Raw genomic sequence first — 26,351 nt, 5'->3', positions numbered from 1 at the left:
TTCCCATGCCCGAGCTGGTGTTCTTCTCCGGAACGATGGACTGCGGAAAGAGCACCCTGGCGCTCCAGATCGCCCACAACCGCGACGCCCGGGGGCTCCAAGGCGTGATCTTCACCCGCGACGACCGGGCGGGTTCGGGCAAGCTGTCCTCGCGGCTCGGTCTGGTGACGGAGGCGGTCGAGGCGCCCGAGGACATGGACCTGTACGCCTATCTGGTGGCCCAGCTGTCCAAGGGCGGCAAGGCCGACTACGTGATCGTGGACGAGGCCCAGTTCCTGGCGCCGGTCCAGATCGACCAGCTCGCCCGGATCGTGGACGACCTCGACATGGACGTCTTCGCCTTCGGCATCACCACGGACTTCCGCACGAAGCTGTTCCCCGGCTCGCAGCGCCTGATCGAGCTGGCCGACCGCATCGAACAGCTCCAGGTCGAGGCCCTGTGCTGGTGCGGCGCCCGCGCGACCCACAACGCCCGCACGGTCGGCGGGGACATGGTCGTGGAAGGTGCCCAGGTGGTGGTCGGCGACGTCAACCGCCCGGCGGAGGAGATCGGCTACGAGGTCCTCTGCCGCCGCCACCACCGCCGCCGCATGACCTCGGCCACGGCCCGCGCCGGCGCCCTCTCCCCGGACGTCCTGCCCGTCAACCACGGCTGAGGGCCGCCTCCGGGCCGCCCCGGCTCAGCTCCGCTGCCGGGACCGCACGACGGTGAAGACCGCGCCCTCCGGGTCGGCGACGACCGCCAGCCGTCCGCTCAGCCCTTCGCGGGGCGGTTCGACGATCCGGCCGCCGAGGTCCACGACCCGCTCGGCCGCCGCGTCGGGGTCCTCCACCTCGAAGTACGCCATCCAGTGCGGGCCCCGGTCGTGCGGCAGCGAGCGCCCGACGCCGTGCACGGCGGCGACCGGCCGGTCCTCCAGGTACAGGGTCAGGTAGTCGAAGTCGTCGGAGGCCGTGGCGTGCGCCTGCGCCTCGTGGCCGAAGACGTGCTCGTAGAACTTGCCGACGGCCGTGGTGTCCTGCGTGACCAGCTCGTTCCAGACCGGTGTGCCCGGCCCCCCGTGCGTCCGCGTGCCGAGGTGGGTCTGCGCCTGCCAGATCCCGAAGATCGCTCCCAACGGGTCGGAGCAGATGGCCACCCGCCCGGCGATGCCCGCGTCCAGCGGGCCCACCGCGACCGTGCCGCCGCAGGAGCGGATCGCCTCGGCGGTGGCGTCGGCGTCGTCCGTGGCCAGGTACGTCGTCCAGGCCACCGGAAGGTGCCGGTCCGGCGGCATCTCGCCGATGCCCGCCACCTCGCGCCCGTCCAACAGGGCCCGGACGTAGGGTCCGAGCTGCTCCGGACCCGGCGCGTACTCCCAGCCGAACAGCTCGGCGTAGAACTCCTCGGTCGTGCCGAGGCCGTGCACCATCAGGCTCACCCAGCACGGCGTGCCGGGCGTGCGCCGCGTCGCCTTCACTGCCTCGGTCATGTCAGCGGTCTCCTCCGTCGTAGCGCCTGCCGTGGCCGATGCTTCCACCCCGGAGGGCTCGGCGCGCCCCGACCGGGCCGCATCGGCCGGGGCCGGGCCAGAGATGACCGGAACGGTACGGCCCCCCGATGACGGGCCTGTTACGCGGGTGACGGACGGGGAGGAAGATGGCCGCATGACTGCGACCTCTGCGATCCTCTCCGCCGCCGGACTGAGGGACGAGCTGGCCGGCTCCCGGCCCCCCGTGCTGCTCGACGTCCGCTGGCAGCTCGGCGGCCCCGACCAGCGGCCCGCGTACGAGGCCGGGCACCTGCCCGGCGCCGTCTACGTGGACCTCGACCGCGAACTGGCAGGTCCGGCCGGGTCGGGCGGCCGCCACCCGCTGCCGGACCCGGAGGCCTTCGGGGCGGTGATGCGACGGGCGGGCGTCTCGTCCGGGGCGCCGGTGGTCGTGTACGACGGCGGCCAGGGGTGGGCCGCGGCCCGCGCCTGGTGGCTGTTGCGCCGTACGGGTCACGCCGACGTCCGGGTGCTGGACGGGGGCCTGGCCGCCTGGACCGCGGCGGGCGGCGCGGTGACGGCCGACCGGGTGACGCCGGCGGAGGGCGATTTCAAGCCAACTCCGGGGGTGGCGGGACTGCTCGACGCCGACGGCGCGGCCGCGCGCGCCCGCGCCGGAGTGCTCCTGGACGCCCGCGCGGGGGAGCGATACCGCGGCGAGGTCGAGCCGATCGACCCGGTCGGAGGCCACATCCCGGGCGCGCTGTCGGCCCCGACCACGGAGAACGTCGGGCCGGACGGCCGCTTCCTGGCGGCGGACGCGCTGCGCGCCCGCTTCACCGCACTCGGCGTGACGGACGGGACGCCGGTGGGCGTGTACTGCGGCTCCGGGGTCTCCGGCGCCCACCAGGTGCTGGCCCTGGAGGTCGCGGGCCTCGACGCCGACCTGTACGCGGGCAGCTGGTCGGAGTGGTCCGCCGACCCGGAGCGCCCGGTGGCCACGGGCCCCGACCCCCAGTAGTCCGAGACCCCCGGACACGACGGCGCGCCGCTACCCGGAGCTCCCGGGCGGCGGCGCGCCGTCGTACGCCGAGCGGTGCCCGGCGCTACTCCTGCTTCTTGCGCCGGGTGCCGAAGACGATCTCGTCCCAGCTCGGCACCGCCGCACGGCGTCCGGGGCGGACCCCGTCGGCCTCGGCCTGGCGGTCGGTGGTGCCGGTCAGCCGGTCGCGGTGTCCCGCGACCGTCCGCGGCATCAGGACGTCGGCGTACGCCGTGCCGGCGCCCGCCGAGGCGGCCGGAGCGGGCGGCTCCTCCACCTCCGGCTCCTCGACCATCGGTTCCGCGCGGTCCGGGACGACCAGGTCGCCGCGGAAGCTGGGCACGGCCTCCAGCAGGCTGGTCAGCGTGTCCCGCTCCTCCTCCGGATCGGGCGCGGCCGGTCGTTCCAGCTGGCGGTCGAGGGCGCGGTCCAGCGGCCGGTCGCGGGGCAGCCGCGCGATCCTCGGCACGAACGGGAAGCTCGGCTCCGGCGCCGCGGGCAGGTCGTCCGCCTCGCCGATCAGCGAGCGGGCCTCGTCGTCCACGGCCACGACGAGCCGGCGCGGAGGGTCGTACGTCCAGCTCGCCGCGTGCGGCTCGCCGGCGACCCGGTAGACGAGGAGGACCTCCCAGGTGCCGTCGTCGCGGCGCCAGGAGTCCCACTGGACGGATTCCTTCTCGGCGCCGCGCAGCGTCAGGCGTTCCTGTACGGCCTCGCCGAGCTGGGGTCCGGTGTTCTCGCCGGGACGGCGCACGGGCGTCTTGCGGGCCCGCTCGGCCATGAAGGCGCGCTCGGCGAGCACGGGGCCCTCGAAGCGGCGGACGCGTTCGACGGGGATGCCGGCGAGCTGGGCGACCTCCTCCGCGGAGGCACCGGCCCGTATGCGGGCCTGGATGTCGCGGGGCCGGAGATGGCTCTCGACCTCGATCTCGATCTGGTTCAGGCGTGCGCGGTCGTTGCGCACGGCGGCCCGCAGCCGCTCGTCGATCGGAAGCGTGTACTCCGTGCTGTCCCCAGCCTTGAGCACCAGTCGTGTGCCGTCATTTGAGACGGCCACGACACGCAGTTCGGGCATGGGGACCTCCCGGGTGGTGCCTGCCGACGTCACGTGCGTCGCTGCTTCCGCTAGTCGAGTGTGGCCTGCCCGGGTGCAGCCTGCCACAACCTTGCCGTGTTAAACCGGCGTGTCGGGCATGCGCCCTCGATCGCCGTCATGGCACGGTTACCTGTTGGGTACGCACAGTGACCGATCGGTTACTGTGCGCAGCAGGCGCCCGTGCAATACCGCGGCATCACCGGTCTTTGAGTGCCGTTCTGCATCCTTCGGCTCCCTCTCCCGAGTCCGGACATCCGAAAGGAAGGACGGCCCCAGGGCTCGCCACAGTACTCCATTCGGGCCACCTGGGTGGACCGCCGCGCCGCCGAAGTTCTCCCGGACGGCGGCAGTTGGCATGCCCTCCGACGGGCCCGACCTGCATGCGTGTCCGTTTGCGGGTGTCTTGCTTCACAGAATCCGCAGAAACGGAACTTTCCGTTTCGCTCAGCTGTCTGTACCTGCTGAAGGCTTCCGGCGCGGGAGAGGCAGAACACACAGGGGATGGCGATGGGTCAGAAGACGGCGCACGACGTCGAACCGGGGAAGAAGAAGCTCGACCTGAGCGCGGCTCAGGTGGCCGGCAGCTCGCTCGCGACCGTGGCCGCGGCGCTGCTCGCCTCCCAGATGGGGGTCTACGGGACCATCCTGGGCGCCGGCGTGGTCAGCGTGGTGGCCACCGCGGGCGGTCCCGTCATCCAGCACTTCTTCCGGCGCACCGGTGATCAGCTCCGCGAGACCGCCCGCCCCAGGGCCCGCCGGGTGCCGGTCGTCGTCCGGGAGGAGACCCCGGAAGGCACCGTGCTGCTGCGCACCGTCCCGTCCGCCGGTGACCCGGCCGGGGCGCCGGACGAGGAGTTCGGCTCGGCCACCGTCCACGGCACCCGGGTGCGCGGCTGGAAGCGGACGGCCGTCGCCTCCGGCGCCGCCTTCGCCCTCGCGATCGGCGGTCTCGGCACGTACGAGGCGGTGGCCGGCACCTCGGTCAGCTCGGACGGGCGCACCCTGCTCACCGGCGGCGCCGGCACGGCCCGCGACCACAAGCCCGACCCGCCGGCGGGCGAGCCGGGCGGCACGTCGCGGGAGGACGAGGACGGGAAGACCCCCGGGCCCGGGGGCAGCCCCCGTCCGTCCGGATCGACGGACGGCGACGGCGGCCGGTCGCCGGGCACCGATCCGGGGACCACGCCCTCCGGGAGTCCGAGCCCGCCGGCGACGCCCAGCACGCCGCAGACCTCCCCGACCCCGTCCGGCCCGCCGGCCTCCACGCAGCCCGGCCGGTCCGCGACCCCCTCCGCCCCGGCCGCGCCGCCGTCCGGGGACGGCGGCTCCGGCGCGGGCGGTCGGTCGGCCACCCCCTGAGCGGAGGCCGGCCGGGGACGGCGGGCTCAGGCGCCGAGCACGCGCCTGAGGTAGTCGTTGCCGAACACCCGGTCCGGGTCCAGTCGGTCCCGGAGCGCGGTGAACTCGCCGAACCGGGGGTAGGCCCGCGCCAGGTACTCCGCGTCACGGGTGTGCACCTTGCCCCAGTGGGGGCGGCCGCCGTGCGCGGTGAAGATCCGCTCGGCGGCCGTGAAGTAGGCCCGGTACGGGGTGCCCCGGTACATGTGCACCGCGACGTACGCCGTGTCGCGGCCCGAGGCCGTCGACAGCGTGATGTCGTCGGCCGGCGCCGTCCGCACCTCCACCGGGAAGCTGATCCGCAGGTCCGAGCGGTCGACCAGGGCGCGCAGCTCCCGCAGGGCGGCGACGGCGTTCTCGCGCGGAAGGGCGTACTCCATCTCCACGAAGCGGACCCGTCGCGGGCTGGTGAACACCTTGTACGGGATGTCCGTGTAGGTGCGCGCCGACAGGGCGCGGCTGGCGACGCGGGCGATGGCGGGGATGGTGGCCGGGACGGCGCGGCCCAGGGAATTGACGGCCTGGAAGAGGCCGTTCGACAGCAGCTCGTCCTCGACCCAGGCGCTCACCGGTCCGGGCGGCGCGGCCGGGCCCTGGCTGCGGTTGTTGCGCTTGGTGTTGCAGTTGCCGGTGTGCGGGAACCAGTAGAACTCGAAGTGCTCGTTCTCCGCGACGTGCTGGTCGAACTCCGCGGTCACCCGGTCGAAGCCCATGGGCTCCTCACGGGCGGTCAGGAAGAAGAGGGGCTCGACGGCCAGGGTGAGCGAGGTGACGATGCCGAGGGCCCCGATGCCCACCCGGGCGGCCGCGAAGACCTCCGGGTTCTCCTTGTCCGAGCAGGTCAGCAGCCGGCCGTCCGCGGTGACCAGCTCCAGGGCGCGGATCTGGGCGGCGATGGAGGCGGAGTCGCGGCCGGTGCCGTGGGTTCCGGTACTGGTGGCGCCGGAGACCGTCTGCTCCATGATGTCGCCCATGTTGGTGAGCGAGAGGCCCTGAGCGGCGAGCGCCCGGTTCAGGTCCTTCAGCACCGTTCCCGCCGCCACCGTCACGGTGCCGGCGGCCCGGTCGACCGCGGTGATCCCGGCCAGCGCCTGCGGGCGCACCAGCACCCCGTCCGTCGCCGCCGCCGCCGTGAAGGAGTGGCCGGTGCCGACCGCCTTCACCCGCAGGCCCTCCGAGGCGGCCCGGCGGACCGCCTCCCGGAGCTCCTCGACCGAGGCCGGGGCCACCACGCGGACCGGTGCGGCGGTGACGTTCCCCGCCCAGTTACGCCACGCGGTCGCCGCGCCGTCCTTCCCTGCTGTCGCCGTCCCCATCGGTAGCTGGCTCCTCCCCTTGCGCCGGCCTCTTCAGCCGGCGGTAACCCGCGAACCCGACCGCGGCCGCGGCGGTCCCCGCCGCGAGCGAGACGACGTACCCGGTCCGCGCCCCGGCCGAGTCGACGACCCAGCCGGTCACGGAGGACCCCAGCGCGATGCCGACCGCGAGGCCGGTGCTGATCCAGGTCATGCCCTCGGTCAGCTTCGCGTGTGGTACGTGCGCCTCGATCAGGGCCATCGTGGTGATCATCGTGGGAGCGATGGCGAGGCCCGAGACGAAGAGCGCCACGGCCAGAAGCGCGAGGTTCCCGGCCAGTAGGAGGGGGATCATACTCACGGCCATCGCACAGATGCCCAGCAGCCACCTCGGTTCGGCCCGGCCCTTGAAGTGCAGCACCCCGAAGACGATGCCCGCCAGGCAGGATCCGGCGGCGTAGAGGGCCAGCAGGAGGCCGCCGGTGGACTTGCTGCCCTGCTCCGCCGCGAAGGCGAGGGTGGCCACGTCGACGGAGCCGAAGACGGCGCCGGTGGCCACGAAGGTGGCCACGAGCACCTGCAGGCCGGGGGCGCGCAGGGCGGAGGAGGTGTCGGACTGCGCGTGCCGCGGGTGGGCCTCGGGCTCGGTGGCGCGCAGGGCCGTCAGCCACCAGACCCCGGCCACCAGGCAGACGACGGCGACCAGCGGGCCGGCCTCCGGGAACCAGCCGGCGGACAGGGTCGCGGCCAGCGGCGGCCCGACGATGAAGCAGAGCTCGTCCACGATGGACTCGAAGGAGTACGCCGTGTGCAGCTGGGGGGTGTCGCGGAAGATGGCGGTCCAGCGGGCCCGGACCATCGACCCGACGCTGGGGACGCAGCCCGCGGCGACCGCGAAGGCGAAGAGCATCCAGTCCGGCCAGCCGTTGGCCGCCGCGAGCAGCAGCCCGGTGACCGCGGTGACCGCGATCAGCGTCGCGGGCCGCAGCACCCGCCGCTGGCCGTACTGGTCGACCAGCCGGGAGACCTGCGGGCCGACGACGGCGGCGGACAGGGCGATCGTGGCGGTGAGGGCGCCGGCCAGGCCGTAGCTGCGGCCCAGCTCGGTGATCATCGTCAGGATGCCGATGCCCACCATGGAGAGCGGCATCCGGCCGAGGAGTCCGGCGGCGCTGAACCCCTTGGCGCCTGGGGCCGCGAAGATCGCGCGGTAGGGACTGGGCACAAGCCCTCCGTGGGGGACGTGATCGGCCCATACAGGTTACGACCGCCGACAAGGCACCCGCACGGGGAGAATACAGACAAGAAGTAAGGGTGACCTTACCTTCATGTGGAGGTGGGACCGGGGGCCGGTCGCTTTCCGCCCGGGGGAGCCGGATGGCAGGATTCGGGGCATGTCAGACCAGCTCCCCCCGCCCGCCGGCGGGCCCGCCGCCCCGTACGACGCCCTCCTGCTGCTGTCCTTCGGCGGCCCGGAGGGTCCCGACGACGTCGTCCCGTTCCTGGAGAACGTCACCCGCGGGCGGGGCATCCCGCGGGAGCGCCTCAAGGAGGTCGGGCAGCACTACTTCGGCTTCGGCGGGGTCAGCCCGATCAACGGGCAGAACCGCGAACTCCTGGACGCGCTGCGCAAGGACTTCGCCGGTAACGGACTGGACCTGCCGGTGTACTGGGGCAACCGGAACTGGGCCCCCTACCTGACCGATGTGCTCCGGGAGATGGCGGCCGACGGGCGCCGCCGGATCGCCGTGCTCGCGACCAGCGCGTACGCCTCGTACTCGGGCTGCCGGCAGTACCGCGAGAACCTGGCCGACGCGCTGGCCGTGCTCGCCGAGGAGGGCGCGGAGCTGCCGCGCGTCGACAAGCTGCGGCACTACTTCAACCACCCCGGTTTCGTCCGCCCGATGGTCGACGGCGTGCTCGCCTCGCTGGAGTCGCTGCCCGAGGAGGTACGGGCGGACGCGCACCTGGTGTTCACCACGCACTCCATCCCGGTCGCGTCCGCCGACACCTCGGGGCCGGTCGAGGAGCACACGGACGGCGGCGAGGGCGGGGCGTACGTCCGCCAGCACCTGGACGTGGCCGAGATGATCGCGGACGCGGTCCGCGCCCGGACCGGCACCGCACTGCCCTGGCAGCTGGTCTACCAGTCGCGCAGCGGCGCCCCGCACATCCCGTGGCTGGAGCCGGACGTCTGCGACCACCTGGAGGCGCTGCACGGCGCGGGGGCCGCGGCGGCCGTGATGGTGCCGATCGGGTTCGTGTCGGACCACATGGAGGTCCTGTACGACCTGGACACCGAGGCCACGGCCAAGGCCGCCGAACTGGGCCTGCCCGTCGCCCGCTCGGCCACGGTCGGGGCCGACCCGCGGTTCGCCGCGGCCGTGCGCGAACTCGTCCTGGAGCGGGCCGCCACCGAGCGCGGCGAGGCCGCGGAGCGGTGCGCGCTGGGGCGGCTGGGGGCCGGTCACGACCTGTGCCCGGTGGGCTGCTGCCCGGCGCGGGCGCCCCGGCCGGCGGCGGCGGGCGCGGACAGCCCGTACGCCTAGCGGCCCGTGCGCCGAGGGGCCCGTGCGCCGAGCAGTCCGTGCGGCCCGGGAGCCGGGCGCACGCCGAACGAGCGGGGAGAGGGGCCGACCGTGGTCTGTGAAGAGCTGAAGGCGGAACTGCTGGACGTGGCCCTGGAGGCCGCCCGGCTGGCCGGTGCGCTGCTGCGCGACGGCCGGCCCGCCGACCTGGCGGTCGCGGCGACCAAGAGCAGCCCGATCGACGTGGTGACCGAGATGGACATCGCGGCGGAGGAGCTGATCGCCGGGGTCCTGGCCCGGCGCCGTCCGGACGACGGGCTGCTCGGCGAGGAGGGCGCGGACGTCCCGGGCACCAGCGGGGTGCGCTGGATCGTCGACCCGCTGGACGGCACCGTGAACTACCTCTACGGGCTGCCGGCCTGGAGCGTGTCGATCGCGGCGGAGCACCGGGGCGAGACCGTGGTGGGCGTGGTGGAGGTGCCCCTGCGCGGGGAGACGTTCCACGCGCTGCTGGGCGGCGGGGCCTGGCGCGGCGGGGTCCGGCTGGCCTGCCGCGCGGCGGCGCCGCTGGACCAGGCGCTGGTCGCCACCGGGTTCGCGTACGTGCACGGCCGGCGGGTGCAGCAGGCCGAGGTGGCGCGGCGGATCGTGCCGCTGGTGCGCGACATCCGGCGGGGCGGCTCGGCGGCGGTGGACCTGTGCGACGTGGCCGCCGGGCGGCTGGACGGGTACTGGGAGCGCGGGCTCAACCCGTGGGACCTGGCGGCCGGGGAGCTCATCGCCCGGGAGGCGGGCGCGCTGACCGGCGGCCGACCGGGCGAGCCGGCCTCCGGGGAGCTGGCCCTGGCGGCCACGCCGGCGGTCTTCGGCTCGCTGCAGCCGCTGCTGGACGAGGCGGGGGCCTGGCACGACTGACCGGGCCGGCCCACCCGCCCCCGACGTACGGACACGACGGAGTCCCGGCCGCCTTCGCGGGCGGCCGGGACTCCGTCGTGCGTCCGGGGTCGGGTCGGGCCGTCGCGGCGTCGCGCGGACCGCGGGGGACGGGCCGGCTGCCGGGCGGAGGTCGTCGGGAGGAGGTCGGGCGGGAGGTACGGCCGCCCGGGCGGACGGCGGGGGACGTCAGCAGGCGGGTACGGCGGCGGTGACCGGAACGCCGTGCTCGGCGGCGAGGCGCTGGAGGTCCTCCAGCTCCGCCTGTTCCACTTCCACGAGGAAGTCGTCGCCCGCCTCGCGGGCCTGCCGAAGGTCCGACTGCGTGGTCCTGATGCGCTGCAGGAGACCCGTGGTGAATGCGTCCATGGTGGCGCCCCCTCTTCGTGGGTCGGCGGCACGTGGCTGTCCGCCGTCAGGGAGTGGATGGGGTGTTCTGACGTCCTCCCCGGCGCCCCGGCGCGGGAAACCTCGGCGGGGAGGTGAATCCGAGCCCCCCGTCCCGCGCTCCCGTCCCGCGCGTCCCGCCCGTGCGGCGTCTTACAGCCGGTTTACGGCCGAAACGGGCAGGATGGACGACGCAACACACGTGTGCCCTTCTGGGCTCTGAGGAAGGACAACGACGTGCGCGTACTCGTCGTCGAGGACGAGCAGCTGCTCGCCGATGCGGTGGCCACCGGACTGCGTCGGGAGGCCATGGCCGTGGACGTCGTGTACGACGGCGCCGCGGCCCTGGAGCGCGTCGGAGTGAACGACTACGACGTGGTCGTGCTCGACCGGGACCTCCCGCTCGTGCACGGCGATGACGTCTGCCGCAAGATCGTGGAGCTCGGCATGCCCACGCGCGTGCTGATGCTGACCGCCTCCGGCGACGTCAGCGACCGCGTGGAGGGGCTGGAGCTCGGGGCGGACGACTACCTGCCCAAGCCCTTCGCCTTCACCGAGCTGACCGCCCGCGTCCGGGCGCTGGGACGGCGTACGACCGTCGCCCTGCCGCCCGTGCTGGAGCGGGCCGGCATCAAGCTGGACCCGAACCGGCGCGAGGTCTTCCGCGAGGGCCGGGAGGTGCAGCTGGCGCCCAAGGAGTTCGCGGTGCTGGAGGTCCTGATGCGCAGCGAGGGGACGGTCGTCTCGGCCGAGCAGCTGCTGGAGAAGGCCTGGGACGAGAACACCGACCCCTTCACCAACGTGGTCCGGGTCACCGTGATGACCCTGCGGCGCAAGCTGGGCGAGCCGCCGGTCATCGTGACCGTGCCCGGCTCGGGATACCGGATCTGACGCGCGTGGCAGCCAGCCCGGCGCCACCTTCGGCGCCACCGAAACCGACCTGGGACCCCGGCCAGCCCGAGGGTCCCTTCCCTTGGCTGCGGCCGACGATCCGGATACGCCTCACCCTGCTGTACGGCGGCATGTTCCTGATCGCGGGCATCCTGCTGCTGTCGATCATCTACCTGCTGGCGGCGCAGGCCCTGCGGGAGGGCAACGCCCTGCCGTTCAAGATCGTGAGCGGCGTCGAGGTCCGGGTCACCAGCAGCACCTGTCCGGGCGTGGGCGGCGAAGGCCAGCCGCTCGACCAGTTCAACGCCGCGATCAACGCCTGTGTCCTGGAGCAGCGCCGGCACGCGCTGGACGACCTGCTGAGCCGGTCGCTGATGGCCCTGCTGGGGCTGAGCATCATCGCCTTCGCCTTCGGCTACGCGATGGCCGGCCGGGTCCTCTCGCCGCTCGGCAAGATCACCCGTACCGCCCGCCGGGTGGTCGGCTCCGACCTGACCCGGCGGATCGAGCTGGACGGGCCGGACGACGAGCTCAAGGAGCTCGCCGACACCTTCGACGAGATGCTCGACCGGCTGGAGCGGGCGTTCACGGCCCAGCAGCGGTTCGTGGCCAACGCCTCGCACGAGCTGCGCACGCCCCTCGCGATCAACCGGACCCTGCTGGAGGTGCACCTCTCCGACCCGGGGGCCCCGCTGGAGCTCCAGCAGCTGGGGAAGACCCTGCTGGCCACCAACGAGCGCAGCGAGCAGCTCGTCGAGGGGCTGCTGCTGCTGGCGCGCAGCGACAACCAGATAGTGGAGCGCAAGCCGGTCGACCTGGCCGAGGTCGCCTCGCGCGCCCTGGACCAGGCGCGCGGCGAGGCCGAGGCCAAGGGCGTCGAGATCGGGGGCGAGCGCGCGCTGGTGGTCGTCCAGGGCAACGGGGTGCTGTTGGAGCGGATCGCGCTCAACCTGGTGCAGAACGCGGTCCGGTACAACGTGCCGGAGGGCGGCTGGATCGAGGTGACCACGGAGGCGCAGCACGGCCAGGCGGTCCTCCTGGTATCGAACACGGGTCCCGTGGTTCCCGCGTACGAGGTGGACAACCTCTTCGAGCCCTTCAGGCGGCTGCGTACCGAGCGCACGGGCAGTGACAAGGGTGTCGGGCTCGGCCTGTCCATCGCGCGCTCCGTGGCGCGCGCACACGGCGGCCGCATCCAGGCGACCCCCCGGGAAGGCGGTGGCCTCGTGATGCGTGTCACTCTTCCCTTGTGAGAGCCGCGCCCCGTGTTCGCTTTCGGCTGAATTCGTGGCATGTGAAGACAGTTGCCCTTGTGTGATCGATCACATGGGCGGGTGTCGGGGCATGTGCGTTCAGTGACTCCGGGGAGGCCGGAAAGCCCGGGAAGTCCGGGTTTCCGGCCCCCCTGATGGCGGGAAATACACGGGGTGGCGTTTGTGCAAGACCGCCCCCGGACCGTGTACGGTCCCGGTCGTCATCCCAGCCACGCACTCCTTCACGTGGGCGGCTGGGTGTCGATTGAGTAACAGACCTTGATGTGAGGCAAAATCTCCGCCTCAGGTCGGGCACAAGTCCGGCCTCTCGCGCGTTACGTGCGCTGAGACACCGCTAACACCCAGAGGGGGAGAGCGAACAATGGCAACGGACTACGACACCCCACGCAAGACCGACGACGACGTCGACAACGACAGCATTGAAGAGCTGAAGGCCCGACGCAACGAGAAGTCGTCCTCGTCCGCCGACATGGAGGAGTACGACTCGGTCGAGAGCATGGAGCTCCCCGGCGCGGACCTCTCCAACGAGGAACTCGCCGTACGGGTGCTGCCGAAGCAGGCCGACGAGTTCACCTGCATGAGCTGCTTCCTGGTGCACCACCGCAGCCAGCTCGCGCGGGAGAAGAACGGTCAGCCGATCTGTCGCGACTGCGACTGAGAGGCGTCGGCCGTGGCTGGCTCGACACCGTTCCGGAAGCGACGCTTCCGGAAGTCTGGTGAACCGGCGGAGACGCAGGTGGCGCCCACGGACCCGGGAACGGGTCCCGCAGCCCCCGGCGGCTCCGCCCTTGAGGCGACAGCCGTGACCGCCGACACCGCACCCGCGGTGCCGTCGGACACCGAGACCGACGAGGGAGCCCGGCACAGGTCCGGGGCTCGTCGGCTGAAATCCGTCAGGGACGGTGTACGCAAGGGCGGCGAAGGCGTCAGGGACGTCGTCCTGTACATCACCGACCGGATCATCGAGAACGCTCCGCGCGTTCCGGTTCGGGACCTCGCGACCCTGCGCGCGCAGTTCCCGGGCCTCGGCCCCGATCAGCTGGCCGACAAGCTGATCAGCGGCGCCGCCAACGCCACCTCCACGGTGGGCGCCGGCATCGGCGCCGCCGCCATGCTGCCCGTCCCGCCCGCCATGCCGGCCGAACTGGCCGCCGAGATCACGGGCGTCGCGGCGATCGAGATCAAGCTCATCGCCGAACTCCACGAGGTCTACGGGCTGCGACCGCCCGGCACCCTCAAGCAGCGCAGCGTCGCCTACCTCACCTCGTGGACCGAGGAGCGCGGGGTCGACCTGACCAAGCCGACCACGCTCAACGCGGCGCTCGGCGGCCAGATGAAGCGAGAACTGCGCCAGCAGATCATGAAGCGGATGTTCCGCAACCTGCCGAACCTGATGCCGTTCATGGTCGGCGCGGCCGTGGGCGCGGTCATGAACCGCCGCGACACCCGCAAAGTCGCCGAGAAGGTCCGTACGGACCTGCGCCGCCGCGCCGTGGCCTGGGACGCCCTGCCCGACCTCCCGCCCCTGGAGCGCCCCGCGCAGCCCCTTCCCGAGGCCACCAGGGCCGCACTGGAGGCCGCGGAACCGGAGGACTGAGCCTCCGGAGCGCACCCGGGGCCCGCGACCCCGGGCCGGCGCCCGCGCGACCCGGTCCGGGCCGGCGCTAGCCCTTGGCCGCGCGGATCGCCGAGGCCAGTGCCTCCGGCTCGCGGGTCGAGACGTAGACGTACGGGGTCGGGTCCTGCGGGTCGGTCACCGCGACCCGCACCGCCGTCGGCACGTAGCTGCGCATCAGCATGAAGGCGCGGGTGTCGGCCTTGTACGTGCGCCAGGCCCGCGACTCCTCCGGGTCCAGCACCTCGGGCTCGCCCAGCGCCGCCACCGGGATGCGGGCCTCTCCGGCGGCCAGCGCACCGTTCACCACGCGCACGCGCGCGGAGCCGTACGAGCTCACCAGCAGCCCGGCCAGCGCGGTGCCCCCGACCAGCCCCGCCAGCAGCGGAAGCGTGCCCAGCGGCAGCAGCATCAGCGCGCAGGCCAGTCCGATCAGTACGGCCATGCCCCACCAGGTGCGGGGGGCGGTCAGGCGTTCGTCGTGGTGCGCGGGGGAGGGCTGCATGCGGCCAAGCCTGCCACGAGGCGACCGGCGGGTAGCGGCGCGGGTAAGGTCTGCGGCTGTGAGTGGACGAAACACAGCGTTGACGCCCCCGGCCGACGCCGCCGCACCGGTCCGGCACCCCGACGCCCCGGCGCCCGGCGAGCTCCTCGGGGCGCACTACGAGCACTGCTTCGGCTGCGGCGGGGGCCAGCCGCACGGGCTGCACCTGGAGGCCCGGGCGGGCGAGGGCGTGCGCGTCACCGCCGAGTTCACCGTCAGGTCCGCGCACCAGGGCGCTCCCGGCCTCGCGCACGGCGGGGTGCTGGCCACCGCGCTCGACGAGACGCTGGGCTCGCTGAACTGGCTGCTGCGGGTCATCGCCGTGACCGGCCGGCTGGAGACGGACTTCCTACGGCCCGTGCCCGTGGGCACGGTGCTGTACCTGGAGGCCGAGGTCACCGCCGTCGCCGGGCGGAAGATCTACTCCACCGCCGTCGGGCGGATAGGCGGCCCGCAGGGCCCGGTCGCCGTGCGCGCCGACGCCCTCTTCATCGAGGTGAAGGTCGAGCACTTCACCGACAACGGACGGCCCGAGGAGATCCGGGCGGCGATGGCCGACCCGGACCAGGTCAGGCGCGCACGCGCCTTCGAGGTGAACCCCTGATGTCCCAGAGCGACCACGCGCCCCGCCATCCGGTCGACGTGCTGATCCGGCGCGTCGACCCCGAGGTGCCGCTGCCCGCCTACGGCCACCCCGGCGACGCCGGCTGCGACCTGGTGACCACCGCGGCCGCCGAGCTCGCTCCCGGCGAGCGGACCGTACTGCCCACCGGGGTCTCGATCGCCCTGCCCGACGGGTACGCGGCCTTCGTGCACCCGCGGTCGGGCCTGGCCGCCCGCTGCGGGCTCGCGCTCGTGAATGCCCCGGGGACGGTGGATGCCGGGTACCGTGGGGAGATCAAGGTGATCGTGGTCAATCTCGACCCTCGCGAGAGCGTCCGGTTCGAGCGTTTCGACCGCATTGCCCAGCTGGTTGTCCAGCGGGTCGAGAAGGTGCGCTTCCACGAGGTGGCGGAACTTCCCGGCTCGGCCCGGGCCGAGGGGGGTTTCGGCTCCACCGGCGGTCATGCGGCCGTGGCCGGATCCGGCACTGGTCAGCAGGGTGGGAATGGCTACGCTTCGGTCGTTACCGACCGGGAAGGACAGTGACGTGTTCGGACGTCGCAAGAAGAACGACTCCGCCCAGGACGGCGGCGCGGCCGAGCAGGTCGTCGACGCCACGGGCGCCGATGAGCGTGACGACGCCGACGAGCAGGACGGCGCCGCCAAGCCGCGCCGGATGAACCTGCCCCCGGCCCCCCGGCCGGACGGCCCCTGGGACGCCACCGAGGTCCTCGGGGACCCGGCCGACGGCCGGGTCGACCTGGGCGGCATCCTCGTGCCCGGTGTCGAGGGCATGGAGCTGCGCGTCGAGGTCGCCGGTGACGCGATCGTCGCCGCGACCGTGGTGCTGAACGACAGCGCCGTACAGCTGCAGGCCTTCGCCGCACCGAAGAAGGAAGGCATCTGGGGCGAGGTCCGCGACGAGATCGCCTCGGGCATCACCCAGCAGGGCGGCATCATCGACGAGGCCGAGGGCCCGCTGGGCTGGGAGCTGCGCGCCCAGGTCCCGGTGGCCCTCCCGGACGGGCAGACCGGCGCCCAGCTGGTCCGCTTCGTCGGCGTCGACGGTCCGCGCTGGTTCCTGCGCGGTGTCATCTCCGGCCAGGGCGCGGTGCGCCCCGAGTCGGCCGGCGTGCTGGAGCAGATCTTCCGGGACACGGTCGTCGTGCGCGGTGAGGGCCCGATGGCCCCCCGCGACCCGATCGTCCTGAAGCTGCCGAACGACGCCCAGATGGTGCCGGACGGCGTCCAGACGGAGGAGCAGGAAGGCTCCCGCTTCGGCGGCGGCATGGGCCAGCTGGAGCGCGGACCGGAGATCACCGAGGTCCGCTGACCTGCGCCGACACCACTCGAAGCCGGTGGGCCGCCCTCCCCCTGGAGGGCGGCCCACCGGCTTTCGCACGCGCGCCGCGCGGCGGCGTCAGGGATGCGTCAGGGATCGGTCGCGCACCCCGCATCGGTACGTGAACTGCGCGGACGTCCCCGAGAATGGGCGCATGGGACGCGGCAAGCTCAGGATCTATCTCGGCGCGGCGCCCGGTGTGGGCAAGACCTACGCGATGCTCTCCGAGGGCCACCGCAGGGTCGAACGGGGCGGCGACATCGTCGTCGGCTTCGTCGAGCACCACGGCCGGCCGCGTACCGAGGTGATGCTCCACGGCCTCGAAGAGGTGCCCCGGCGCACGCTGGTCCACCGCGGCGCGGCCTTCACCGAGATGGACGTGGACGCGCTCCTGGCCCGCGCCCCGGCCGTCGCCCTCGTCGACGAGCTCGCGCACACCAACGTCCCCGGCTCGCGCAACGCCAAGCGCTGGCAGGACGTGGAGGAGCTGCTGCGGGCCGGCATCGACGTCGTGTCCACGGTGAACATCCAGCACCTGGAGTCCCTCGGGGACGTGGTCGAGTCGATCACCGGGGTCCGGCAGCGGGAGACCGTGCCGGACGAGGTGGTGCGCCGGGCCGACCAGGTCGAACTGGTCGACATGTCGCCGCAGGCCCTGCGCCGCCGGATGGCCCACGGCAACATCTACCGGCCGGACAAGGTCGACGCGGCCCTGTCCAACTACTTCCGCCCCGGCAACCTCACCGCGCTGCGCGAACTCGCCCTCCTGTGGGTCGCCGACCGGGCCGACGAATACCTCCAGCAGTACCGCGGCGAGCACGACATCCGTTCGACCTGGCAGGCCCGCGAGCGCATCGTCGTCGGGCTGACCGGCGGGCCGGAGGGGCGCACGCTCATCCGGCGGGCCTCCCGGATGGCGGCCAAGGGCTCGGGCAGCGAGATCCTCGCCGTCTACATCGCGCGCAGCGACGGCCTCACCGCCGCCTCGCCCAAGGAGCTCGCGGTCCAGCGGACCCTCGTCGAAGACCTGGGCGGAACGTTCCACCACGTCATAGGCGACGACATCCCCGACGCGCTGCTCGCGTTCGCCCGGGGCGTCAACGCCACCCAGATCGTGCTCGGCTCCAGCCGCCGACCCTCCTGGCAGTACGTCTTCGGGCCGGGCGTCGGCGCGAGCGTGGCCCGGGACTCGGGGCCCGACCTCGACGTGCACATCGTCACGCACGAGGAGGTCGCCAAGGGGCGCGGCCTGCCCGTGGTCCGCTCCGCGGCCCGCCTCGGGCGGCCCAGGATCGTGGCCGGCTGGGTGGTCGGGGTCGGTTTCCCCGTCCTGCTGTGCCTGCTGCTGACCCACATCGACGCGGACCCCGGCCTCGCCAACGACATGCTGCTGTTCCTGGCGCTGACCGTCGCGGCCGCGCTGCTGGGCGGGCTGTGGCCGGCGCTGGCCTCGGCCGCCTTCGGCTCGCTGCTGCTGAACTACTTCTTCGCCGCGCCGCTGCACCGGTTCACCGTCTCCGACCCCCGCAACATCATGGCCATCGCCGTGTTCTTCGGCGTCGCCGTCTCGGTGGCCTCGGTGGTGGACCTGGCCGCCCGGCGCACCCACCAGGCCGCCCGGCTGCGCGCCGAGTCCGAGATCCTCTCCTTCCTGGCCGGCAGCGTGCTGCGCGGGGAGACCACCCTGGACGCGCTGCTGGAGCGGGTGCGCGAGACCTTCGCCATGGAGTCCGTGGCGCTCCTGGAGCGGGAGAGCGACGTCGAGCCCTGGAACCGGGCCGGGAGCGTCGGTCCCCGCCCGGTGGACCGGCCCGAGGACGCGGACGTGGACATGCCGATCGGGGACCACATGGCCCTGGCCCTGTCCGGCCGGGTGCTGCCCGCCGAGGACCGCCGGGTGCTCGGCGCCTTCGCCGCCCAGGCCGCCGTGGTGCTGGACCGGCAGCGACTGGTCGGCGAGGCCGAGGAGGCCCGCAGGATGGCGGAGGGCAACCGGATCCGGACCGCGCTGCTGGCCGCCGTGAGCCACGACCTGCGCACCCCGCTGGCCTCCATCAAGGCCTCCGTCACCTCCCTGCGCTCGGACGACGTGGAGTGGTCCGAGGAGGACCGGGCCGAGCTCCTCGAAGGCATCGAGGCCGGCGCCGACCGGCTCGACCACCTGGTGGGCAACCTGCTCGACATGTCCCGGCTCCAGACCGGCACCGTCACCCCGCTGATCCGCGCGATCGACCTCGACGAGGTGGTCCCGATGGCGCTGGGCGGCGTACCGGAGGACAGCGTGCTGCTGGACGTGCCCGAGTCGCTGCCGATGGTCGCGGTCGATCCGGGGCTGCTGGAGCGGGCCGTGGCCAACGTGGTCGAGAACGCCGTCAAGTACAGCCCGGGCGGAGAACCGGTGCTGGTGGCCGCGAGCACCCTCGGCAGCCGGGTCGAGGTGCGCGTCGTCGACCGCGGGCCGGGCGTGCCCGACGAGGCCAAGGACCGCATCTTCGCGCCCTTCCAGCGGCACGGCGACGCCCCGCGCGGAGCCGGCGTGGGCCTCGGGCTCGCGGTCGCCCGCGGCTTCGCCGAGGCCATGGACGGCACCCTGACCGCCGAGGACACCCCCGGCGGCGGCCTGACCATGGTCCTCACCCTGCGCACGGCGGCCCCCGGCGGGAGCGCCGAGCGGATGCTGATGGACGCCGAAGGACACAGCAGCGCCACCCGTACCGGCCCCGGTACGGACATAGTGGAACGCGATCACGACCGTGATCGGACACGACAGAAGGCAGGACCCCAATGACCCGGGTGCTCGTGGTGGAAGACGAGCCGCAGATCGTCCGAGCCCTCGTGATCAATCTGAAGGCGCGCAAGTACGAGGTCGACGCCGCCGCGGACGGGGCCACCGCCCTGGAGCTCGCGGCGGCCCGCCACCCCGACGTGGTCGTCCTCGACCTCGGGCTGCCCGACATGGACGGGGTGGAGGTGATCAAGGGCCTGCGCGGCTGGACCCGCGTGCCGATCCTGGTCCTGTCCGCCCGGCACAGCTCCGACGAGAAGGTGGAGGCCCTCGACGCGGGCGCCGACGACTACGTGACCAAGCCCTTCGGCATGGACGAGCTGCTGGCCCGGCTGCGCGCCGCCGTCCGCCGGGCCGAGCCGGCCGCCGGCACCGGCGAGGACGAGGTGCTCGTCGAGACGGAGGGCTTCACGGTGGACCTGGCGGCCAAGAAGGCGGTGCGCGAGGGCCGCGACGTCCGCCTCACGCCGACCGAATGGCACCTCCTGGAGGTGCTGGTGCGCAACACGGGCCGGCTCGTCAGCCAGAAGCAGCTGCTGCAGGAGGTCTGGGGGCCCTCGTACGGCACGGAGACCAACTACCTGCGGGTGTACATGGCGCAGCTGCGCCGCAAGCTGGAGGCGGATCCCTCGCACCCGCGGCACTTCATCACCGAACCGGGCATGGGCTACCGCTTCGAGAGGTAGACGGCGCGCCGGTACGCTTCCTGTATGAGTGCTGAACCGCGTCCCGTGAAGCCCGTGAAGCCGGTCAGGCCGTCGGGCCGGTTCCGCCGGATGATAGAGCGGCTGTCGACCTCGCAGGAGGAGCTGCATTCGGCGGAGCTGCAGGAGGACGCAGAAGCCGCGGGCTGCCTGCGGATCTGCGACTGCGACGACCGCCAGATAGTCAAGGTGACCGGTACCTTGCGTACGGTCACCCTGCGTCCCCGGGCCGGCGTACCCGCGCTGGAGGCCGAGCTGTTCGACGGCTCGGCTCCGCTGGACGTGGTCTGGCTCGGGCGTCGCTCGATCGTGGGAATCGAGCCCGGCCGCCGCATGATCGCCTCCGGACGCATTTCCATGTCCCATGGCCGCCGGGTGCTCTTCAACCCGAAGTACGAACTCCGACCGCTCGGACAGGAGCAGTAACCGGTGACGTCACTCGACAAACCGACCACCCCAGAGCCCGGCACCCCCCCGCCCCCTTCCGAGGACCAGAAGGCGGTGACGCAGGCGGCGCTCTTCGACGCCTTCGGGGGCATCCGGGGCACCGTGGAGACGATGCTCCCCGGGCTGCTCTTCGTGATGATCTACACGATCAACAAGGACGTGAAGCTCTCCGCCATCGCGGCGGGCGCGGTCGCGGTCCTGCTGGTGATCGTCCGGCTGCTGCGCAAGGACACGGTGAAGCACGCCTTCAGCGGCGTCTTCGGCGTGGGCGTCGGCGTGGCCTTCGCGCTCTTCACCGGCAGCGCGAAGGGCTTCTACCTGCCGGGCATGATCTACGGCGTCGGCCTGGGCGCGGCCTTCACGATCTCGGCGCTGGTGGGCTTCCCGCTGCTGGGCGTGATCCTGGGCCCGGTCTTCAAGGAGAACCTCTCCTGGCGGACCCGCAACCCCGGCCGCAAGAAGGCGTACACCAAGGCCAGCCTGGCGTGGGGGCTGATCTTCCTGGCCAAGTACGCGATCCTCTTCCCGCTGTACTGGTGGGGGGACGCGACCCAGCTCGGCTGGGTGCTGATCGCGCTGAAGCTGCCGCCGATGGTGCTCGCCGTCTACTTCACCTGGATGTTCCTCGCGAAGGCCCCGCCGCCGATCGACGTGATCGCGGAGTGGGAGGCCGAGGAGCAGGCCGAGAAGGAGGCCAAGGCCGCGGCCAAGGCGGCCAAGGCGGCGCGGGCCGCCACGAAGGAACCGGGCGTCTGACGCCGGATCCCCGACCCGTCCGTCCGTGTCCCGGACCCCGGCTGCGGCTCCGGGCCGGGCGCGGGAGGGGCGGGCAGGGCGAAGGGGGCGGGGGGACCGGTCGGTCCCCCCGCCCCCTTCGGCGTACGGCGCAACGGGTTCGGCGTACGGACGGGGCCCGCGGCTACGGGCGGCGGGCCTGGAGGAGGACCTCCAACTGCTCCTCACGGGCCTGGGCGGCCACGAAGAGCAGCTCGTCGCCCGGCTCCAGCGTCTCCTCGCCGTGCGGGGTGAGGACCCGGTTGCCCCGGATGATCGTGACCAGCGAGGTGTCCTCGGGCCAGGAGATCTCGCTGATCTGGGTGCCGGCGACGGAGGAGTCGGACGGCAGGGTCAGCTCGACGAGGTTGGCGTCGCCGTGGCTGAAGCGCAGCAGCCGCACCAGGTCGCCGACGCTGACGGCCTCCTCGACCAGGGCCGACATCAGACGGGGAGTGGAGACGGCGACGTCGACGCCCCAGGACTCGTTGAAGAGCCACTCGTTCTTCGGGTTGTTGACGCGGGCCACCACCCGCGGCACCCCGTACTCGGTCTTGGCCAGCAGGGAGACGACCAGGTTGACCTTGTCGTCACCGGTCGCCGCGATGACCACGTTGCAGCGCTGGAGCGCCGCCTCGTCCAGCGAGGTGATCTCGCAGGCGTCGGCCAGCAGCCACTCGGCCTGCGGGACCCGCTCCACCGAGATGGCGGTCGGGGCCTTGTCGACGAGGAGCACCTCGTGGCCGTTCTCCAGCAGCTCTCCCGCGATGGAGCGGCCCACCGCGCCGGCTCCGGCGATCGCGACCCTCATGCGTGTGCCTCCTCGGGTCCTTCGGCGAACGCCGCCTCGACCTTGCCGATCTCGTCCGTGCGCATCATCACGTGGACGAGGTCGCCTTCCTGGAGCACCGTCGCGGACGTGGGCAGCATCGCCTCGCCCAGACGGGTGAGGAAGGCGACGCGGACGCCGGTCTCCTCCTGGAGCTTGCTGACCTTGTGGCCGATCCAGGCGGCCGAGGTGTGCACCTCGGCGAGCTGCACACCGCCGCTCGGGTCGCGCCACAGCGGTTCCGCGCCCGACGGCAACAGCCGGCGGAGCATCTGGTCGGCGGTCCACCGCACGGTCGCGACGGTGGGGATGCCCAGGCGCTGGTAGACCTCGGCGCGCTTGGGGTCGTAGATCCGGGCCGCGACGTTCTCCACCCCGAACATCTCCCGGGCCACGCGGGCCGCGATGATGTTGGAATTGTCACCGCTGCTGACGGCCGCGAAAGCGCCCGCGTCCTCGATCCCGGCCTCCCTCAGGGTGTCCTGGTCGAAGCCGACCCCGGTCACGCGGCGGCCGCCGAAGCCGGCGCCCAGCCGGCGGAATGCGGTGGGGTCCTGGTCGACCACGGCGACCGTATGCCCCTGCTGTTCCAGGGTCTGCGCGAGGGCGGAGCCCACTCTTCCGCAGCCCATGATGACGATGTGCACGGCCGTCCTTCCGGCTGTCAGCGACTCGCTGGTTCCCAGCCTCATTGCATGCTCTGGCTTAACAGGGTCTCAGACCACGGCCCAAGCTACACACGGGCGGTCGGGGGCGGGGTGTCTTGCGGTGCAGCGGGGGAGGAATTGCGGCGGGATCGGGGTAAGAGGGGGTGGGGGTTCGTCAGCCTGATTTCGAACGCTTACGATCCTCTCCGTGTCCAAACTGACCGACGTGCCCAAACGGATCCTGATCGGCCGGGCGCTACGCAGCGACCGCCTGGGAGAAACACTCCTCCCCAAGCGGATCGCCCTACCCGTGTTCGCGTCCGACCCGCTCTCCTCCGTGGCCTACGCCCCGGGCGAGGTCCTGCTGGTCCTGTCGATCGCGGGTGTTTCCGCGTACCACTTCAGCCCGTGGATCGCCGCGGCGGTCGTCGTGCTGATGTTCACCGTGGTGGCCTCCTACCGGCAGAACGTCCACGCCTACCCCAGCGGCGGCGGTGACTACGAGGTCGCCAACACCAACCTCGGGCCCAAGGCCGGCCTCACCGTCGCGAGCGCCCTGCTCGTCGACTACGTCCTGACCGTCGCCGTCTCCATCTCCTCCGGAGTCGAGAACCTCGGCTCCGCGGTGCATTTCGTCATCGAGCACAAGGTGCTCTCGGCGATGATCATGATTTTGCTGCTCACGCTGATGAATCTGCGCGGCGTGAAGGAATCCGGGAACCTCTTCGCGATCCCGACGTACGTCTTCGTCGGCGCGGTTTTCGTCATGATCGCCTGGGGTGCGTTCAAGGGCATCGTGCTCGACGACACCATGAAGGCTCCGACCGCGGATCTGGAGATCAAACCCGAACACCAGGGGATCGCCGGATTCGCACTCGTCTTCCTGCTGCTGAGAGCCTTTTCCTCCGGCTGTGCGGCCCTGACCGGCGTCGAGGCCATCAGCAACGGCGTCCCCGCCTTCCGCAAACCCAAGAGCAAGAACGCGGCCACCACCCTCGCCCTCATGGGCGGTCTGGCCGTCACCATGTTCTGCGGGATCATCGGCCTGGCGCTCGCCACCGACGTCAAGATGGCCGAGAGCCCCGCCACCGACCTGCTCCAGGACGGCACCCCCGTCGGCTCCGGATACGTACAGCACCCGGTGATCTCGCAGGTCGCCGAAGCCGTCTTCGGCGACGGAAGCTTCCTCTTCATCGTCCTGGCCGCGGCCACCGCGCTGGTCCTCTTCCTGGCCGCCAACACCGCGTACAACGGCTTCCCGCTGCTCGGCTCGATCCTCGCCCAGGACCGCTACCTGCCGCGCCAGCTGCACACCCGCGGCGACCGGCTCGCCTTCTCCAACGGCATCGTGCTCCTGGCCGGCGCCGCCATGCTGCTCGTGTGGCTCTACGACGCCGACTCGACGAAGCTGATCCAGCTCTACATCGTCGGTGTCTTCGTCTCCTTCACGCTGAGCCAGATCGGCATGGTCCGGCACTGGAACCGGCACCTGAAGTCGGAGCGCGACGTCGCCGTCCGCCGCCGGATGCACCGCTCCCGGGCCATCAACACCTTCGGCGCCTTCTTCACCGGCATGGTCCTGGTCGTCGTCCTCGCGACCAAGTTCACGCACGGCGCCTGGGTGGCCCTCCTCGGCATGGTGATCTTCTACGGGACCATGACCGCGATCCGCAAGCACTACGACCGCGTCGCCCACGAGATCGCGGCCGCCGAAGGCCCCAGCGACGACAGCGTGCGGCCCTCGCGGGTGCACTCCATCGTGCTGGTCTCCAAGGTCCACAAGCCCACCCTGCGCGCCCTGGCCTTCGCCAAGCTGACCCGCTCGGACACCCTGGAAGCGCTCAGCATCAGCGTCGACCCGGCCGAGACCAAGGCGCTGCGCGCGGACTGGGAACAGCGCGGGATCAACGTCCCGCTCAAGATCCTCGACTCCCCGTACCGGGAGATCACCCGCCCGGTCGTCGAGTACGTGAAGGGGCTGCGCAGCGAGAACCCGCGCGACGCCGTCAGCGTGTACATCCCCGAGTACGTCGTCGGCCGCTGGTACGAGCACCTCCTGCACAACCAGAGCGCGCTGCGGCTCAAGGGCCGGCTGCTGTTCACCCCCGGTGTGATGGTCACCTCGGTGCCCTACCAGCTGGAGTCCTCGGAGCTCGCGAAGCGCCGGGCCAAGAAGCGCCAGGAGTGGAGCCCGCCCGGCGCCGTCCGCCGAGGCCCGGTGGACACGCCGCGGCCGCCGAAGGACCCGGCGGCGAAGTAGGGCCGCGGGGCGGGGCAGGGGTGGCGAACGGTCGGACGGGATCCACGTAAACTGGTGGGTCGGTCGTCCGGCCGTTCCCGTTTATTTTTTGGAGTCTCCCCACCATGACCGAGCAGATCGAGAAGCAGTCACTGGTCGGGGAGGAGTACGAGGTCGAGGTCGGCCCCGTCGCGCACGGCGGCCACTGCATCGCCCGGACCGCCGAGGGCCGGGTCCTCTTCGTCCGCCACACCCTGCCGGGCGAGAAGGTCGTCGCCAAGGTCACCGAGGGCGACACCGACTCCCGCTTCCTGCGCGCCGACGCGATCACCGTGCTCGACGCCTCCAAGGACCGCGTCGCCGCCCCGTGCCCGTACGCCGGCCCCGGCAAGTGCGGCGGCTGCGACTGGCAGCACGCCAAGCCCGGCGCCCAGCGCCGGCTCAAGGGCGAGGTCGTCGCCGAGCAGCTCAAGCGGCTCGCCGGACTGACCCCCGAGGAGGCCGGCTGGGACGGCACGGTCATGCCGGCCGAGGGCGACAAGCTGCCGGCCGGCGAGGTCCCGCAGTGGCGCACCCGCGTGCAGTTCGCGATCGACGAGGACGGCAACGCCGGCCTGCGCCGGCACCGCTCGCACGACATCGAGCTGATCGACCACTGCATGATCGCGGCGCCGGGCGTCAGCGAGCTGGGCATCGAGAAGCAGGACTGGCCCCAGATGGCCACGGTCGAGGCCATCGCGGCCACCGGCTCCCAGGACCGCCAGGTCGTCCTCACCCCCCGCCCCGGCGGCCGCCTCCCCCTGGTGGAGCTGGACAAGCCGGTGTCGGTGCTGCGGGTCGAGGAGAAGGACGGCGGGGTCCACCGGGTCCACGGCCGCCCCTTCGTACGGGAGCGGGCGGACGGCCGTACGTACCGCGTGGGCATGGGCGGCTTCTGGCAGGTCCACCCCCAGGCCGCGGACACCCTGATCAAGGCGGTCATGCAGGGCCTGATGCCGCGCAAGGGCGAGATGGCCCTCGACCTGTACTGCGGGGTCGGCATCTTCGCGGGCGCGCTGGCGGAACGGCTCGGCGAGACGGGCGCGGTGCTCGGCATCGAGTCCACGAAGCGCGCGGTCGAGGACGCCCGGCACAACCTGGCCGACTTCCCCCGGGTCCGGATCGAGCAGGGCAAGGTCGAGCAGATCCTCCCGAAGACCGGCATCACCGAGTGCGACCTGGTGGTCCTGGACCCGCCCCGCGCGGGCGCGGGCAAGCAGACGGTCCGCCACATCGCGGGCCTCTCGGCGCGCCGCATCGCCTACGTGGCCTGCGACCCGGCGGCCCTGGCCCGCGACCTGGGCTACTTCAAGGAGAACGGCTACAAGGTCCGCACGCTGCGCGTCTTCGACCTGTTCCCGATGACCCACCACGTGGAGTGCGTGGCGATCCTTGAGCGGGTCGTGAAGGACGCCTGAGCCGGGCTCGATTGGCGGGGTGCGGGGCTCGGGTCGGGCCGGCCCCGCT

At 72.7% G+C, this 26,351-nt stretch carries 26 protein-coding genes; 18 read left to right on the top strand and 8 right to left on the bottom strand.

Annotated features, from left to right (window positions below; genetic code table 11):
- Positions 1-5 precede the first annotated feature (5 nt).
- Positions 6-656 carry a thymidine kinase gene (locus CP968_RS08720; protein ID WP_150517458.1) on the top strand — a complete coding sequence of 217 codons (651 nt, stop codon included), beginning with the start codon at positions 6-8 and terminating at the stop codon, positions 654-656.
- A 24-nt stretch (positions 657-680) separates the two neighbouring features.
- On the opposite strand, the gene CP968_RS08715 is transcribed toward CP968_RS08720, so the two are convergent.
- Entirely contained in the window at positions 681-1,472 is a 792-nt protein-coding gene (locus CP968_RS08715; protein ID WP_150517457.1) for a VOC family protein, read from the bottom strand.
- 175 nt (positions 1,473-1,647) lie between these two features.
- Between CP968_RS08715 and CP968_RS08710 the strand changes: the two genes are divergently transcribed.
- Entirely contained in the window at positions 1,648-2,493 is an 846-nt protein-coding gene (locus CP968_RS08710; protein WP_150517456.1) for a sulfurtransferase, read from the top strand.
- 85 nt (positions 2,494-2,578) lie between these two features.
- On the opposite strand, the gene sepH is transcribed toward CP968_RS08710, so the two are convergent.
- Positions 2,579-3,622, bottom strand: coding sequence for a septation protein SepH (gene sepH / locus CP968_RS08705; RefSeq protein WP_150517455.1), 1,044 nt, complete (start codon positions 3,620-3,622; stop codon positions 2,579-2,581).
- 495 nt (positions 3,623-4,117) lie between these two features.
- Between sepH and CP968_RS08700 the strand changes: the two genes are divergently transcribed.
- Positions 4,118-4,969, top strand: a complete 852-nt coding sequence (locus tag CP968_RS08700) for a hypothetical protein (RefSeq protein ID WP_229886164.1) — start codon at positions 4,118-4,120, stop codon at positions 4,967-4,969.
- Between the two features lie 26 nt (positions 4,970-4,995).
- On the opposite strand, the gene CP968_RS08695 is transcribed toward CP968_RS08700, so the two are convergent.
- Positions 4,996-6,324: a D-arabinono-1,4-lactone oxidase gene (locus CP968_RS08695; protein WP_150517453.1), complete on the bottom strand. Its 1,329-nt coding sequence runs from the start codon at positions 6,322-6,324 to the stop codon at positions 4,996-4,998.
- The gene (locus CP968_RS08690; protein ID WP_150517452.1) at positions 6,275-7,528 is read right to left on the bottom strand and encodes an MFS transporter; all 1,254 of its coding nucleotides are present in this window, start codon (positions 7,526-7,528) and stop codon (positions 6,275-6,277) included. The genes CP968_RS08695 and CP968_RS08690 overlap by 50 nt, the downstream gene beginning before the upstream one ends.
- A gap of 169 nt (positions 7,529-7,697) precedes the next feature.
- On the opposite strand from CP968_RS08690, the gene CP968_RS08685 reads away from it, so the two are divergent.
- Both CP968_RS08685 and CP968_RS08680 read left to right on the top strand, forming a co-directional pair.
- Positions 7,698-8,852, top strand: coding sequence for a ferrochelatase (locus CP968_RS08685; RefSeq protein ID WP_150517451.1), 1,155 nt, complete (start codon positions 7,698-7,700; stop codon positions 8,850-8,852).
- A gap of 90 nt (positions 8,853-8,942) precedes the next feature.
- Complete coding sequence (locus CP968_RS08680; RefSeq protein ID WP_150517450.1) at positions 8,943-9,746, top strand: inositol monophosphatase family protein; 804 nt, start codon at positions 8,943-8,945, stop codon at positions 9,744-9,746.
- A gap of 207 nt (positions 9,747-9,953) precedes the next feature.
- Here CP968_RS08680 and CP968_RS08675 read toward each other — a convergent pair whose 3' ends face one another.
- Positions 9,954-10,133, bottom strand: a complete 180-nt coding sequence (locus CP968_RS08675) for a hypothetical protein (RefSeq protein WP_150517449.1) — start codon at positions 10,131-10,133, stop codon at positions 9,954-9,956.
- 255 nt (positions 10,134-10,388) lie between these two features.
- On the opposite strand from CP968_RS08675, the gene CP968_RS08670 reads away from it, so the two are divergent.
- The 4 genes from CP968_RS08670 to CP968_RS08655 all read left to right on the top strand — a co-directional run bounded on the left by CP968_RS08670 (position 10,389) and on the right by CP968_RS08655 (position 13,913).
- Positions 10,389-11,042 (top strand): response regulator transcription factor, encoded by a 654-nt coding sequence (locus CP968_RS08670; RefSeq protein WP_030036265.1) that lies wholly within the window; start codon positions 10,389-10,391, stop codon positions 11,040-11,042.
- A 5-nt stretch (positions 11,043-11,047) separates the two neighbouring features.
- On the top strand, positions 11,048-12,295 hold the full coding sequence (locus tag CP968_RS08665) for a sensor histidine kinase (protein ID WP_150517448.1): 1,248 nt from the start codon (positions 11,048-11,050) through the stop codon (positions 12,293-12,295).
- Between the two features lie 382 nt (positions 12,296-12,677).
- Entirely contained in the window at positions 12,678-12,974 is a 297-nt protein-coding gene (locus CP968_RS08660) for a DUF4193 domain-containing protein (RefSeq protein ID WP_150517447.1), read from the top strand.
- Positions 12,975-12,986: 12 nt separating this feature from the next.
- A complete protein-coding gene (locus CP968_RS08655; RefSeq protein WP_150517446.1) occupies positions 12,987-13,913 on the top strand; it encodes a hypothetical protein in 927 nt (308 codons plus the stop codon).
- A gap of 67 nt (positions 13,914-13,980) precedes the next feature.
- Here CP968_RS08655 and CP968_RS08650 read toward each other — a convergent pair whose 3' ends face one another.
- Positions 13,981-14,436 carry a DUF3093 domain-containing protein gene (locus tag CP968_RS08650; protein ID WP_150517445.1) on the bottom strand — a complete coding sequence of 152 codons (456 nt, stop codon included), beginning with the start codon at positions 14,434-14,436 and terminating at the stop codon, positions 13,981-13,983.
- Between the two features lie 58 nt (positions 14,437-14,494).
- Here CP968_RS08650 and CP968_RS08645 point away from each other — a divergent pair, with 58 nt between their 5' ends.
- The 7 genes from CP968_RS08645 to CP968_RS08615 all read left to right on the top strand — a co-directional run bounded on the left by CP968_RS08645 (position 14,495) and on the right by CP968_RS08615 (position 21,112).
- Positions 14,495-15,079 (top strand): PaaI family thioesterase, encoded by a 585-nt coding sequence (locus CP968_RS08645; RefSeq protein WP_150517444.1) that lies wholly within the window; start codon positions 14,495-14,497, stop codon positions 15,077-15,079.
- The gene (gene dut, locus CP968_RS08640; RefSeq protein WP_150517443.1) at positions 15,079-15,624 is read left to right on the top strand and encodes a dUTP diphosphatase; all 546 of its coding nucleotides are present in this window, start codon (positions 15,079-15,081) and stop codon (positions 15,622-15,624) included. The genes CP968_RS08645 and dut overlap by 1 nt, the downstream gene beginning before the upstream one ends.
- A gap of 1 nt (position 15,625) precedes the next feature.
- The gene (locus CP968_RS08635; protein ID WP_150517442.1) at positions 15,626-16,411 is read left to right on the top strand and encodes a DUF3710 domain-containing protein; all 786 of its coding nucleotides are present in this window, start codon (positions 15,626-15,628) and stop codon (positions 16,409-16,411) included.
- A gap of 163 nt (positions 16,412-16,574) precedes the next feature.
- Positions 16,575-19,208 carry a sensor histidine kinase gene (locus tag CP968_RS08630; protein ID WP_150517441.1) on the top strand — a complete coding sequence of 878 codons (2,634 nt, stop codon included), beginning with the start codon at positions 16,575-16,577 and terminating at the stop codon, positions 19,206-19,208.
- Positions 19,205-19,891: a response regulator gene (locus CP968_RS08625; protein ID WP_150517440.1), complete on the top strand. Its 687-nt coding sequence runs from the start codon at positions 19,205-19,207 to the stop codon at positions 19,889-19,891. The genes CP968_RS08630 and CP968_RS08625 overlap by 4 nt, the downstream gene beginning before the upstream one ends.
- A 24-nt stretch (positions 19,892-19,915) precedes the next feature.
- Positions 19,916-20,335 carry an OB-fold nucleic acid binding domain-containing protein gene (locus CP968_RS08620; protein ID WP_150517439.1) on the top strand — a complete coding sequence of 140 codons (420 nt, stop codon included), beginning with the start codon at positions 19,916-19,918 and terminating at the stop codon, positions 20,333-20,335.
- Between the two features lie 3 nt (positions 20,336-20,338).
- Complete coding sequence (locus tag CP968_RS08615) at positions 20,339-21,112, top strand: DUF3159 domain-containing protein (RefSeq protein WP_150517438.1); 774 nt, start codon at positions 20,339-20,341, stop codon at positions 21,110-21,112.
- A gap of 163 nt (positions 21,113-21,275) precedes the next feature.
- On the opposite strand, the gene CP968_RS08610 is transcribed toward CP968_RS08615, so the two are convergent.
- Both CP968_RS08610 and CP968_RS08605 read right to left on the bottom strand, forming a co-directional pair.
- The gene (locus tag CP968_RS08610; RefSeq protein WP_150517437.1) at positions 21,276-21,941 is read right to left on the bottom strand and encodes a potassium channel family protein; all 666 of its coding nucleotides are present in this window, start codon (positions 21,939-21,941) and stop codon (positions 21,276-21,278) included.
- Complete coding sequence (locus CP968_RS08605) at positions 21,938-22,606, bottom strand: potassium channel family protein (RefSeq protein WP_150517436.1); 669 nt, start codon at positions 22,604-22,606, stop codon at positions 21,938-21,940. Before CP968_RS08605 ends, CP968_RS08610 begins: the two co-directional genes overlap by 4 nt.
- A gap of 208 nt (positions 22,607-22,814) precedes the next feature.
- Here CP968_RS08605 and CP968_RS08600 point away from each other — a divergent pair, with 208 nt between their 5' ends.
- Together CP968_RS08600 and CP968_RS08595 are read left to right on the top strand one after the other, a co-directional pair.
- Positions 22,815-24,866, top strand: a complete 2,052-nt coding sequence (locus CP968_RS08600; protein ID WP_150517435.1) for an APC family permease — start codon at positions 22,815-22,817, stop codon at positions 24,864-24,866.
- 104 nt (positions 24,867-24,970) lie between these two features.
- Positions 24,971-26,302, top strand: coding sequence for a class I SAM-dependent RNA methyltransferase (locus CP968_RS08595; protein WP_150517434.1), 1,332 nt, complete (start codon positions 24,971-24,973; stop codon positions 26,300-26,302).
- Positions 26,303-26,351: the final 49 nt, after the last annotated feature.

The organism is Streptomyces subrutilus, from assembly GCF_008704535.1.
In the GTDB taxonomy this organism is placed as follows: Bacteria; Actinomycetota; Actinomycetes; order Streptomycetales; family Streptomycetaceae; genus Streptomyces; species Streptomyces subrutilus.
Note: the sequence above shows the minus strand (reverse complement) of the source record. Positions and strands in the feature narration are given on the sequence as shown.